Below are 11,838 nucleotides of genomic sequence, written 5' to 3'. Positions count from 1 at the left end.
CAAGCCGCATTTTTCCCCTTTTTGGACGCAAACGATGGAGAACTCCGCCGTTCGCCGTCACTAGGTATTTCGTTTGGAGAGCGCTTCCATAGAGCCACGTTGGACACCGGATCTACAGGTGTGGTCGTTGGCGCGACTTCGATACCAAACATCGATCAGCTACCGAGAATTTCAGAAGGCCAATTGACCTACACCAGCTCGGGCCGCGTCATGCGAGGCCATTGGGTTCGCACCGCATTTACGATCGTGGGGAGCGGCGATAGCGCCATTCAAGTGGAAGCGATGCCGGTGCTTGCCGTTGAGCGCGTTGATTGCTTGCCGCGGGCAAGAGATTGCGATCCAAACGAAGATGTCAGCCGAATTGCAATGATCGGTATTGGCTTTGCGCGCGAGGGAGACAGGCAAAGTCAAAGTACGCCAGACAAGAACCCGTTTCTGCATGTCGTCTCGAACAATTCCAGGCAGCGGCATGGGTATGTTTTGACGGCCAGGGGCGTCTACGTTGGTTTGTCGGCCGTCAATACAAGCGGCCATTTCGAGTATGTAAAGCTCGACCGCAACAAAGAAGATACCGATTGGTCGCCGATACCGGCTTGCATCTCGATTAATGGGAAGACGCCGCCGGCTTGCGGAACCCTTTTAGTGGATAGCGGGGTTGGTTCGGCATTTATGACGTTGCCACCGTGGCAGTCGTCCCAAGCAAAGCTTCAGCCCGGCGATCAGGTTGCCGTCGCGGTTTCGCGCGGACAATCCTCTCTACCGCTTTACAGTTTCAAGATTGATGATGGTCATCCGCTTACTCCCGAAAAAGTTCACCTGAGATTGTCGCCGGATCGCACGTTTCTGAACACGAGTTTCCATTTCTTAAACGGCTTCGATTTTCTCTACGACGCTGACGGCGGCTATGTTGGATTTCGCCGGCGTAGCACTGGAACTCAGGCAATTCGGTAGGCGCGGAACCATAGACGGGTGTGATGCATCGTTTCAGCTACGCTTTGATTTGTTCGGCTTGGACGATTGTTCCGCAGATCGCTCTGGCGGACACCAGTCAAGTGATCAAATCCTGGCGGACAGATGCAGGATGGTTGACAGAGCTGCGGCAACACACCGATGGGGCTCGCGTGTGCGCGACCGGAAAAGCCTTCAAGGAGGCCGACCCTTTGGTTTGTCGATTGTCAAAAGCGGTCCCGTGACGCTCATCACATTGGTCGATGAAAAGCAGCCGCCGAGCCGTGCGGGCAAGATGACGTTCTCCGATCAGGGTACGACATTTGGAGATTTATTCGTTACGCCTGCGGGTCCCGCTTTCGCAACGACGGAAGACGAGAGCGAGCAGACGTGGAATACCATTAACAGGCTTCCAGCACAGCCGCTGTCGATCGGCATAGACGGTAGCGAGTACTCAGCAGATCTTACCGGCATCGACCAAGCGCGCGAGCAGCTCAAAGTATGCGAGACGGAAGCATCGCGTTGAACTGCGATGGCGTCAGTCCAGAACAGCCCAACGCTTGAACCAGGACGTCATCTGTTTCCATGCATCCTTGGCGGCATCGGGTGAATAGCTCGGGCGGTAATCGGCATGAAAGCCATGTGGCGCGCCGGGATAGATCTTGAACTCAGCTGTTTTTGCGGCGGCAGAAAGCGCGGCCTTCATGGTTTCGACTTGCTCAGGCGAAATACCCTGGTCGGCGCCGCCGTAAAGCCCGAGGACAGGGGCTTTCATTTCCGACGCAAGTTCGATTGGACTTTTCGGCCAAATCGCTTTTTGCGCGGCAGGATCGACAAGTGAGCCATAGAAAGCAACCCCGGCTTTAACGTTCGGGTTCGTCGCGCAATAGACCCAGACCGTTCGTCCGCCACGGCAGAAGCCGACGATGCCGAGGCGCGAAGTATCGCCGCCCTGGCTCTTCGCCCAGCGGACCGTCGCGTCGAGATCGGAAATGAGCTGCCCGTCAGGCTTTGAATTGACGAGCGGGATCAGAGCCTGGATGTCGCTGATTTTCGCGAGATCCCCCAACCGGAAATAATAGTCGGGAGCGACCGCGAAGGCGCCGAGCTTCGCCAACCGACGGACGACATCCTTGATGTATTCGTGCAGACCGAAGACTTCCATCGCGACCAGAATCACGGATGGATTGGCAACGCCAGCTGGTTTGGCGAAATATGCGGGCATCGCGCCGTCCGCTGTTTCGATCGTTGCGGCTCCGGCGTCGAGGCCTTCGGTGTCAGTGACAATCGCGGCAGCGCTGACCGGGCCGGCTGCGAGTGTGTAACCGGCGGCAGCGGCGGCCGACGTTGTCATGAAGCGGCGGCGGGAGAGCTTCGCGCGCCGGATGAGCCCAATTAGGTCGGATGCAAGATGATCGCTGGCGCGCATGATGGCCTCCCTATCGAGATGCGACGGCCCGATGGCTCGGTGTCGTGATGATATATCGCTCTCGATGAAGGGGAAACGACGTCCACCGCCACGGCTATCGGCTTATTTCTGTGCCGTGTCGCGGGGATGCTTGCCGTCTTCTGGCGTGATCACGACCGTCGACGTCCGTCCGGCGACCAGACGGACGCCCTCTGGCACGTGGTCGAGTGCAATGCGCACGGGAATACGCTGCGCCAAACGAACCCAGCTGAATGTCGGGTTGACGTCGGCCAGCAAGTTCGAGCCGGCACTACGGTCGCGATCCTCGATGCCTCCGGCAATGCTCTGGACATGGCCCAGGATCGGTCTGTCCTCACCCATCAGGTGTACGACGGCTTTGTCGCCGACTTGGATGAGCGGCAACTTGGTCTCTTCGAAGTAGCCTTCGACGCGCAGGGAATCGTTGTCGATCAGGGCCGCCACGCCCTTGCCCGCGGTGACATAGTTGCCGGGCTGCAGGTCGAAGTTCGTGATCGGGCCGTTGACAGACGCGCGGACTTCCGAACGCTCCAGGTTGAGCTTCGCGAGGTCGCGATCCGCTTCGGCTTTATGTAAATCCGCTTCAGCCTGCGCCTGCGTAGCGATCACCTGTTCGACCTTCTGATCCGAGACAGAAAGATTCGTCAGATTTTTATAGCGCACCAGATCCTTTTGCGCGGCTTCAAGTGCCGCCTTGCGGCCCTCGACATCGGCTTCAGCCTGCCTCAGCGCAAGAATATAACGGTCACGGTCAATCTGAAACAGAACGTCTCCCTTGTGGACGATCTGGTTGTCGCGAACCATCACTTTGGTCACGAGCCCGGAAACGTCCGGTGCAATCTCGACGACGTCGGCCCGAACGCGGCCATCGCGTGTCCAGGGTTCGAGTTCATAATGAACCCAAAGCAGCCAGCCGGCGAATACGGCAGCCCCGACGAGCGCAAGTGTCGTGCCGTAGCGTATGAAGGGTTTTAGGCGTGCGTTCATGACTGAGCCTGAAAGAGGAAGAGGACAGTCGCGCAAAGAATGCAAACAAACATTGAAAGATTGAAGAGCGACCTATGCCAGATGTACTGATATGCGCCGACGGCGCGGAGGACGCGCGAGACCGCCACCATCACGACATATGAGATGACGGAGCACGCGAGAACTGACGGCACGAAGATGCCAAACAGACTGATTTCCTCGTTCATTGCGCGGCCTCAAGCAAGACCGGAGCGTGCGGCAAATGAGGAGGCGAGCGGTCCGGGAAAAGGCTGCGCCGTAGGCCGACGAGGCCAAGCAACGCCGAGCGCGCAGACGCACCATGCTCGTTTCGAACGACCGCCAGCGCGCGATTGACCGCGGCAAGAAGCAAGTCCGGCGCCGGCACCGTGGACTTATTCTGATAATAGCGCTTCAGCATGAGAAGCACTGCATCGATGCGCCGCCGCGAGTAAGGCGTAAGCCCGATACGCGATCGCCGGAGATCAAGGATGTTGAAACCTTCCCGCAACTCTCCGATCGCGCCAGGAATCCGGTGTCCCGCTGCTTTCGCTCGCGGTGCGAGAAGTACAAGACGGTCGAGCATGACGCCGGTCAGCCGCGCCTCGTCGCGTGCGGTTTGAGCATCTGCGATCTCCGCCAGCGTCTCCTTGTTGGCGACCGCGAGTCTCCGAATACTCCATTCGGCGCCAAGTGTACGCAGCATCGAAGCCGTCGTCGCGGCAAGGATGACGCCAACAGACGTAGCGATGCTGCTGTTCCAGAACGTCGACGTGTCGACCGCAAAAGTCACCTGCAGGCCCATCATCGCAGCCACGCAGATTGCCAAAGCGAGCCCCATGAATAACGTTTCGGGTTTCGAAATGCATAACCCGAAAAAGACGAGAGCCGGAGCCAGCACAAGCGCGAGCGTTTCAAAGTTGTGAACGTGAGGAAGAATGCCGAAGACGTATAGCGCCGCAATTCCGATAGAAACGACAGAGCACTTCGCGAACATGACGATAGACGGCACCGGATTATCTTGCGCCGAGAACAGATTGCCCGCCACGGCAGCCATTAACACTGCATAGCCGCCCTCCGGCCAGGACAGCAGAATCCAAAACGTGCAGCAGACGGAAATCGTCGCGAAGCTGACGACCGCTGACAACATCGCAAGGCCGTGATCGTAATGATGGACCAGGGCAGCCCGCTCGGCGATAGGATAGGTGTACGGTCTCGATATATGATTGGACGCCTGCTCAACGCTCTTTAGAATGTCGAGGCAGTCCGATCGGATCGCGGCAAGGTCGCCCAACCGGATAAGAAGGCTGAGCTCCACCAGGTCGTGCCAGCTGCGATGAGCGCGGGTTGAATCGACGCAGGCCTCGATATCGCTTCTCAGGCGATCGAGCTCTTCGGCATCGGTTCCGCCGGCCGCAAGCCATTTATCCATCCGATCGACGAGCTGCTGTGCCGCGCGCGATGGGCCACCTAGCAGGGAAAGCTCATGAAGTCGGTCCGCGATCGAGGACAGAATGGGAATGAGCATCAGCATGCGCGGCCGGACATCACGAATGAGTCGCAGGAACTCCGGGTGGCCACCCGCATCATAAATGAGGTGCGTGCTGAGATTTTCGATTTCGCCTGTATCGCCTGCAAGCTTCAGCCGATGCCGGTCGGGCTCGGCTCCGGTCCGCAGCTGCAGCGCATCGCGGGCGCTCACGTCCGCGTTGGCAAGCCAGGCTTTGAGTCGCTGTGCGATCACCGGCGCAACAGGGCGCGGCAAGATGATGCTTGAGACGACGGCAGCACATAGAATGCCGACGATGATCTCTTCGGTCCGCGCGAGTGCCACGTCGAAAATCGTGCCCGGCACATCCACCGTCGGAAAGCCGATCAGCGCTGCAGTGTAGCCCGCAAGCATGAAGATGTAGCTTCGCGGCGTGCGGTCGAGCATGGCGATATAAAGACAGCCTGCGGACCAAAGACCCAGAGCGATGATCAGCAGGATCGGGGTGTTGACGAGATTGGGCACCATCGCGATAGCGGCTGATGCACCAAGCAACGTACCGATGACGCGAAAGATAGCTTTAGATCTCGTCGCGCCCGATAGCGGGTTTGATGCGATGTAAACCGTTGCGATCGACCAGTACGGATTAGGCAGCGGAAGCCACAGTGCGATCAGCAGCGCCAGTAAGGCGGCAATCGTCGTCTTAAACGAAAAAACCCACTGCTGTAGAGCCGGGAAGGCCATCGCACATCCTGTTTGAGAGCAACTAAAACGAGCGTTGACGAATTTCGATCTTGAACATTGCCCTCGAGTAGGTATAAATGACTTTGCGGTCACTTTTGTCAAGACAAACGCTCAACGCTGATAATGCGTGGGGCGCATAGGTACCCATCCAAAATCGAGTGCGTGGCCGCATAAGCTGATTCACGAAGTGAGGCGACATGCAAAAAAGTACACAATCCGCCGTCACCAATCTTGTCCGGAACGACCCGCCTGTCATTCGACGCCGCGGCGCCAGCCCGGAAAAGACCGCCATGACGCGTCAGTCCATCGTCGATGCGGCGTTGGCGGAGTTTCTGGAAAAGGGGTTTGCAAACACCACCATCGAGACCGTGGCAAAGCGCGCAGGCGTCGCGAAGGGCCTGATTTACCGCTATTTCATCGCGAAGGAAGCGTTGTTCTCGGCGGTTGTTCAGCAAGAAATTGTCAACGCTCACATCGACACGGACGATGCCAAGCGCGCGCCTAACGAGAGTGTGGAAGATTTTCTCCGCCGAACTCTCGTCGTATCGATCCACCAGATCGAGAAGAAGAGCCGCGCGGACATCGCTCGGGTCGTCATCACGGAAGGTGCGCGTTTTCCGGCCATCGCGGAGATCTACCGTCGCGACGTTATCGAGCCTCTTCTTTTGAAGGTGAAACGTTTGGCCGTCGCCGCGCGGAAGTCAGGCGAACTCAAGGATGATCGTCTGGTCAAAAATCCGTACTTGCTGTTGGCGCCGGTCTGGGCCGGTATCGTCATCAACAAGTTTCTCGATCGGGCGCATCCGGTCAATATCGGTGAATTGTTCGAGACGCAGCTCGACATGATCTTCGCGAAAGAGGCGGCCTGAGGAATGCGGGCCGCTTTGCAAAGTTGTGTTTAAAGAAGCGACCACTGTCCGGCGACGACCGCCCACGCGAAAATGACGGCATTGGTCGTCATGTGTGCCGTGATCGCGTCGCCGATCCGGCCTCGGCGGATCATCAGCAGCGCGTAAAGCGCACCGGCTAATGCTGCCGCAAGCCACCGGTCGTGCATCAGACCGAACAAGCTCGAAGAGACGACGAGAGCAACGAGTCCGAATGCCCTAAAATCGACTGTCTCGAATTTTGCCGCCTGTAAGACGCGGTAGAGATATCCGCGAAACGCCAGCTCTTCCGCAATCGGAACCATGATGATGGTGCCGATGCCTCTGAACGCGAGCCAGAGAGCGACCAGGATCGGCGAGAATTCCGAAAGCGACTGCTCCAGCGGCGTGTGGCTGCCGGCGCCTGGGTCAGTCGCGATCCACAGCAAACCCGCAATCCCGCCAATCAAAGCCGAGACAGCATCCGGAGTGCCCAGCAGCTGCTTATAGATGTTCCGGAAGGCATACAGCGCCGCAAACACCGCAACGACTTTAATAGGATAAAGCAGATAGTCGTGAGGCGCCGCAATGCGCGTCACGATTTGACCGGCCATCAGCGCGATAAACGGTGCAAGAAAGATGAGCGCTGGATTGGAATCGGCGGCTTGTCGAGCGCGCGCCGCGCTGGCTGCATCTGACATCGCCGCTGCCATGATCGGCGATCTCTTGCCGAAGAAAGCGAGCTTCTGCGCAACCGTCATGATTGTGATTGCGATGAGTAAGAAGCTGATCCAGCCGAACTGAGAGTGAAATCCTCCGAGCGCGATATCCGGCGAAATGTTCGCTCCAATGAAGACCAGCAGCGCAATCCGCAGGCTGTTGAGGAGCCAGATTGCGCCCATCGCCAACGGGAACAGCATAAGGACGTTGGGAAATTTCAGCGAGCGACGGAAGATCAGAATATATCCTACGACGAACACCGCGATCAGCATCATGCCTTCGTAGCCGGAGCATGCCGCAAAGATCCTGACGCTGAAATCACCGGCGCCGAGAATGCGCGTAGCCGGGTCCATGAATGCACTGTGATCGAAGTGCTTGAGGATCCAGTACGATAACTGAAGGGTGGCGTCAGAAAGCTCAGCCCAACTGTCTTCCGATAATAAACTGCCGCGCTCTCTATCGAGGGTTGCGCCAGTGACATATCCCAAGACACCCAGTCCGAGCGCCAGCATCAGTTCCGGTTTGCAAAACGTTACGATCTCTCGCCAAAAGCCTGGCGGCGCAGCGACGAGGACGAGCGACGTTATCGCCGCCAGGAATAACGCCGAATAGAGATAAGTAAGAAAGGTATCAGCGCCTGGCGGAGCCTGGGCAAGGAGTCCGCGCGCGAGAAAAGCGGCCAACATCGCAGCCGCGCTGATTGCAGCTGTCGCTGATATCTGCACAGGGTCTGCATCTTGATTGAAGGCTGCGAGGATCGCGCTGCGCTTGGACCAGCCGACAACCACAAAAATTGCGGCCACTAGCAGAAGTATTTTCGGAACAGCTTGGACAACGCCGATAACTGGCCAGATGCCCCAGACATCAGGAAGAGGCGTAAAGAGCCGGATCGTCAGCATTTCGACGATGACAAGCGCCGTCGTCGACACAATCCGAGCCGAGGGCCAAGCGGGATGAGAGGCAGCTTTCAACATGCGAAGCATGCCTGCCATGCGATGGCAGAGGCTGCCAGATTATCGCTACTGTGTTTGCTGCATGCGGCGATAGACAATGGCGCCGACGCTAAGGAGAAGCGCGATCGCTGCGACGCTGCTGGCGGCATTGATTTCCGGAGCCGGGTGCGGACCTCCTGGATCGCCTGCACCGCCACCGCCGACGCAGTGCCAAATGACGATGAAACAATCGACCACAAATTGCATGGACGTCTCCTACGCAAACACATGTTGAAGCGACTAAAACGGGTGCCGTGCTCCATCAAGAACAACGTAAACAGGTGGTTAATGGCGCAGCGAAATTGTCCCATGATGGGAGGCTGGACGTCGCCTTCGCTTGTTGAAATCCGCCGCTGCATTGCACAAGAACTCGATCCGAAAGGGCCTGAATGGAAATTGGCGTAGACAGTTTTGCAGCAATCATGCCAGAGGCGGGGACCGCCGAGACTTTGTCTCCGGCCGACCGATTGGCGAATTTACTGGAAGAAATTGGAGTCGCGGATCGCGCAGGCCTCGATGTCTTCGGCATTGGTGAGCACCACCGTCCCGAATTTCTCGATTCGGCTCCCGGGATCATCCTTGCGGCCGCCGCATCTCGTACCAAATCGATACGACTGACCAGCGCCGTAACAGTGTTGAGCGCCGCCGACCCCGTTCGCGTGTTTCAGGAATTCGCCACGCTCGACCTGATATCGAAGGGACGCGCCGAACTCGTCGTCGGGCGCGGGTCCTTCGGCGAAGCCTATCCGCTCTTTGGGATGCGCTTTGAAGATTATGACGCTCTTTTTGCTGAGAAGATTGAGCTGCTCCTGAAGATACGGGAGAGCACAAATGTAAATTGGTCGGGAAAGTTTCGCCCGGCGCTTTCCGGCCAAGGCATCTATCCACGCCCCTATCAAGATGTGCTGCCCGTGTGGATCGGCGTTGGCGGTACGCCGAGATCGTTCACCCGCGCCGGTGAACTCGGTCTGCCGTTAATGGTCGCTATCATTGGTGGCGAGTTTCGTAGATTTCGCCCGCTCATCGATCTTTACCGCCAAGCCTATGCGCGCGCCGGCCATCCACAAGAACGTCTGCGTGTCGGCGTCCATGCGATGGGCTTCGTTGCGGATACTGTGGACCAAGCGAAAGACACCTTCTTTCCTGGCTGGGCGCGGATGTTCACGGACATCGGACGAGAGAGGGGCTGGTCGCCGGTTTCGCGCGCGCAGTTCGAGGCGATGTGTGGACCGGGCGGCGCTTTCCTGATTGGTGACCCCGCCACTGTCGCAAAGAAAATCGTGGAGGCGAGCGAGGCCCTCGGTGGTGTCGATCGTTTCACATTTCAAATGAGCTCTGCGTCAGCAGAATACGTTGCGATGAGGAAATCGATCGAGCTTCTCGGGACTAAAGTTGCGCCGGCGGTTCGTACCTTACTCGCGAAGCAAATGTGATTAAGCGCGGTCGCGATGGTGTGCCCGCGTTCGTTGAAGACAGTGAAAAAATGAAAGGAACGCCCTTTGATCAAAGTCAGCGTCATGTATCCGAACACGCCCAATGCCCGGTTTGACCACGACTATTATCGCGACAAGCACATGCCCATGGTCAAAGCAAAGATGGGCGATACCTGCAAATACTATACGGTTGATCGAGGGATTGCTGGTGCAGCTCCCGGTACGCCGCCCACCTACATCGGTATGTGCCACATTTTCTGTGACTCGGTAGAGGCGTTTCAGTCAGGCTTCGGGCCGCATGCGCGAGAAATCCTGGCGGATATTCCTAACTACACCGATCTCTCGCCGGTTCTGCAGATCAGCGAAGTCGAGGTTGGGTAAATAGCGCCAGCGGCGCGGGCTTTCGTCAGTAAGCGTCCTTGAAGACGTCCGAAAGCGAATTCGGAACCCACGGCTTGTTTGCCGGTGGCGGGGCTGGCGGCGGCGCCTTGGTCGCCGCTGGCGCAGCTGACGGCGGTGTCTGTACCGGCTGTGCAGACTGCGGCGGCGGCGCTCCAAGAAAAAACAAGATAGGCGGCGGCGGCAGATTGGGTTCCCCAGGAACGCCGGTCGGTTGTGGCGCCGCCGCCGCCGTCATCTGATTGTCCTGGGGTGATCGCCGTTTCTGCGCGACGGCTTTCTTCCGCTTTGTGGGCTTGTTCTGTTTTACTTTTGGGACCGCTGCGGCTGACGCGTCCTTATTCTCGTTCTCAGCGACGCTTGCCCGATTGCTTCTGTCAGTCATGACATCCGACATCGCGAGCTCGGCACGAAACGAGCCGTCTGGCGATCGAGGCAGGCCGCCAGCGACATAGGGCTGGCTATCGAATGGGAAACGCCACTTCGCGTCGTCATCGGCGGCGATTTGTGGAACCGCCATCCTGGTCGTCTCTTGCTCGCCGCCAACAGTTGGCGTTTCAGATTGCTCGGCCTCGGTTGAAATTTGGCCCGCGTCGCGATCGATCGGTAAAGGCGCGAGTGTCGGCAAAGGAGCCGGCGTCGCCGTCTGCATGCTGAGAGCGATGGCATTCGAGAGCAGCCGATCGCGAAGGTTCTGCGCAAAGGCGAGTCTTTGATCGAGGTCGAATGCCGGTGGTGGCGGCTCCAGTGCGACAGCTCTGGCGTTCTTTATTGGCTGTTGCGGACGGTCGAGCGTCGAAAGAAGAGCGAGCGAGACGAGGAATGCGGCGACCGCGAGCTTTGTAATTTGTTCTTTGACGCTGTCGCGCCGCCAAAAAGCGGGAAGATCATAAAGATGTGTGCGAAGGCCGGCGAGGTGAGCTTTGATTGCGTTGGCATACGGCGCCAGCGCTGCAGCCGATTGTGCATAAAGCAGCGCAAGCTTGGCGCGGAAATCACGCTCAGGTTCAGGCTCTTCCGTAAGCTCTGGAAAGCGCGTTGGATTGACGAGAAAGACCGGCAGATCGTTCGTGTGCACCTCAGTCGCACGCTCATTCTGATGCCGCAACAAACGCGTCTTACGCAATCGTCGCGCCGCAATCGCAATATCGTGAATATGCGTTTCGCCAACCACGATCGAGGCGTCCCCAGTTTGATATAAATGCTCAATTCGTGAACAAATTAGGAGAAAATTCGAGGCTCTCTCTTCAGCCTTAGACAGACGAATTCTCTTGCGCAGACGAAATATCGAACAAAGTTGATGGATCGTTTCTAAACGTCCGACAAAGATCGCCCACTGATTTGAAGCGCTGAATATCCTGCGTGTCTCAATCTTTGGTCGGGTATTTTTTTAGACCCCAAACAAGAGAAAGATCCCTCGGGGCCGAACAGGGAAATAGAAAAACGTACACAGATAGTATGTATTGCATGTATTTGTTTTGCGAGGCTCGATGCATCGACTTGGTAAATGCGGTCGGGTAGCAATGCTCACCAAATGCGATCTCGACGTATAGCGATAGCGGCGCAGCATATGCGCAGCGATAACTGGTAAATTGGTTAAAAAAATCGTTGACGCTGGGCGCGACGCTCTGCACAAGTGCATTTGCAGGCGCGGTTTGCGTTCCAGCGATTGAAACGGCCGATGCCAGTTTTCTCTGTCAGGTGAAGCGATTCACCCGCAGTTCGGTAGATTTTCCCCTTCACATTTCGAAGCCGTGCCAGCTTACCCGCTGGACGCGATTTTATGCGTGCGTTTCTCCCTCACACAAACATCGAA

At 57.4% G+C, this 11,838-nt stretch carries 12 protein-coding genes; 5 read left to right on the top strand and 7 right to left on the bottom strand.

Annotated elements, in window-relative coordinates; genetic code table 11:
- The first annotated feature begins 183 nt into the window (after positions 1–183).
- Together HYPMC_RS17235 and HYPMC_RS17230 are read left to right on the top strand one after the other, a co-directional pair.
- Positions 184–951: a hypothetical protein gene (locus HYPMC_RS17235; RefSeq protein ID WP_244420916.1), complete on the top strand. Its 768-nt coding sequence runs from the start codon at positions 184–186 to the stop codon at positions 949–951.
- A 214-nt stretch (positions 952–1,165) separates the two neighbouring features.
- Positions 1,166–1,474 (top strand): hypothetical protein, encoded by a 309-nt coding sequence (locus HYPMC_RS17230; protein WP_024276346.1) that lies wholly within the window; start codon positions 1,166–1,168, stop codon positions 1,472–1,474.
- Positions 1,475–1,486: 12 nt separating this feature from the next.
- Here the strand turns inward: HYPMC_RS17230 and HYPMC_RS17225 are convergent, their stop codons facing one another.
- The 4 genes from HYPMC_RS17225 to HYPMC_RS17210 form a co-directional block, all read right to left on the bottom strand.
- On the bottom strand, positions 1,487–2,377 hold the full coding sequence (locus HYPMC_RS17225; RefSeq protein WP_013949331.1) for a dienelactone hydrolase family protein: 891 nt from the start codon (positions 2,375–2,377) through the stop codon (positions 1,487–1,489).
- 102 nt (positions 2,378–2,479) lie between these two features.
- Positions 2,480–3,382, bottom strand: coding sequence for an HlyD family secretion protein (locus tag HYPMC_RS17220; protein ID WP_013949330.1), 903 nt, complete (start codon positions 3,380–3,382; stop codon positions 2,480–2,482).
- A complete protein-coding gene (locus HYPMC_RS17215; protein ID WP_013949329.1) occupies positions 3,379–3,588 on the bottom strand; it encodes a DUF1656 domain-containing protein in 210 nt (69 codons plus the stop codon). Before HYPMC_RS17215 ends, HYPMC_RS17220 begins: the two co-directional genes overlap by 4 nt.
- Complete coding sequence (locus HYPMC_RS17210) at positions 3,585–5,612, bottom strand: FUSC family protein (protein ID WP_013949328.1); 2,028 nt, start codon at positions 5,610–5,612, stop codon at positions 3,585–3,587. The genes HYPMC_RS17215 and HYPMC_RS17210 overlap by 4 nt, the downstream gene beginning before the upstream one ends.
- 197 nt (positions 5,613–5,809) lie before the next feature.
- Here HYPMC_RS17210 and HYPMC_RS17205 point away from each other — a divergent pair, with 197 nt between their 5' ends.
- Complete coding sequence (locus HYPMC_RS17205) at positions 5,810–6,481, top strand: TetR/AcrR family transcriptional regulator (RefSeq protein ID WP_013949327.1); 672 nt, start codon at positions 5,810–5,812, stop codon at positions 6,479–6,481.
- Between the two features lie 29 nt (positions 6,482–6,510).
- On the opposite strand, the gene xrtE is transcribed toward HYPMC_RS17205, so the two are convergent.
- Both xrtE and HYPMC_RS17195 read right to left on the bottom strand, forming a co-directional pair.
- Positions 6,511–8,172 (bottom strand): exosortase E/protease, VPEID-CTERM system, encoded by a 1,662-nt coding sequence (gene xrtE / locus HYPMC_RS23410; RefSeq protein WP_157135468.1) that lies wholly within the window; start codon positions 8,170–8,172, stop codon positions 6,511–6,513.
- Positions 8,173–8,217: 45 nt separating this feature from the next.
- The gene (locus tag HYPMC_RS17195; RefSeq protein ID WP_013949325.1) at positions 8,218–8,397 is read right to left on the bottom strand and encodes a hypothetical protein; all 180 of its coding nucleotides are present in this window, start codon (positions 8,395–8,397) and stop codon (positions 8,218–8,220) included.
- 182 nt (positions 8,398–8,579) lie between these two features.
- Between HYPMC_RS17195 and HYPMC_RS17190 the strand changes: the two genes are divergently transcribed.
- Together HYPMC_RS17190 and HYPMC_RS17185 are read left to right on the top strand one after the other, a co-directional pair.
- Complete coding sequence (locus tag HYPMC_RS17190) at positions 8,580–9,623, top strand: LLM class flavin-dependent oxidoreductase (RefSeq protein WP_013949324.1); 1,044 nt, start codon at positions 8,580–8,582, stop codon at positions 9,621–9,623.
- 66 nt (positions 9,624–9,689) lie between these two features.
- On the top strand, positions 9,690–10,004 hold the full coding sequence (locus HYPMC_RS17185) for an EthD family reductase (protein WP_013949323.1): 315 nt from the start codon (positions 9,690–9,692) through the stop codon (positions 10,002–10,004).
- Between the two features lie 25 nt (positions 10,005–10,029).
- On the opposite strand, the gene HYPMC_RS17180 is transcribed toward HYPMC_RS17185, so the two are convergent.
- Positions 10,030–11,196: a hypothetical protein gene (locus tag HYPMC_RS17180; RefSeq protein ID WP_013949322.1), complete on the bottom strand. Its 1,167-nt coding sequence runs from the start codon at positions 11,194–11,196 to the stop codon at positions 10,030–10,032.
- Positions 11,197–11,838 lie beyond the last annotated feature (642 nt).

It is taken from the genome of Hyphomicrobium sp. MC1, assembly GCF_000253295.1.
Classification (GTDB): domain Bacteria; phylum Pseudomonadota; class Alphaproteobacteria; order Rhizobiales; family Hyphomicrobiaceae; genus Hyphomicrobium_B.
This window is presented reverse-complemented; position numbering and strand designations above follow the sequence as displayed.

Bases quoted from the DNA above. Each gene is read 5' to 3' on its own strand.
- HYPMC_RS17225 (WP_013949331.1), bottom strand. From the start codon at position 2,377: ATGCGCGCCAGCGATCATCTTGCATCCGACCTAATTGGGCTCATCCGG.
- HYPMC_RS17220 (WP_013949330.1), bottom strand. From the start codon at position 3,382: ATGAACGCACGCCTAAAACCCTTCATACGCTACGGCACGACACTTGCG.
- HYPMC_RS17215 (WP_013949329.1), bottom strand. From the start codon at position 3,588: ATGAACGAGGAAATCAGTCTGTTTGGCATCTTCGTGCCGTCAGTTCTC.
- HYPMC_RS17210 (WP_013949328.1), bottom strand. From the start codon at position 5,612: ATGGCCTTCCCGGCTCTACAGCAGTGGGTTTTTTCGTTTAAGACGACG.
- HYPMC_RS17205 (WP_013949327.1), top strand. From the start codon at position 5,810: ATGCAAAAAAGTACACAATCCGCCGTCACCAATCTTGTCCGGAACGAC.
- xrtE (WP_157135468.1), bottom strand. From the start codon at position 8,172: ATGTTGAAAGCTGCCTCTCATCCCGCTTGGCCCTCGGCTCGGATTGTG.
- HYPMC_RS17195 (WP_013949325.1), bottom strand. From the start codon at position 8,397: ATGCAATTTGTGGTCGATTGTTTCATCGTCATTTGGCACTGCGTCGGC.
- HYPMC_RS17190 (WP_013949324.1), top strand. From the start codon at position 8,580: ATGGAAATTGGCGTAGACAGTTTTGCAGCAATCATGCCAGAGGCGGGG.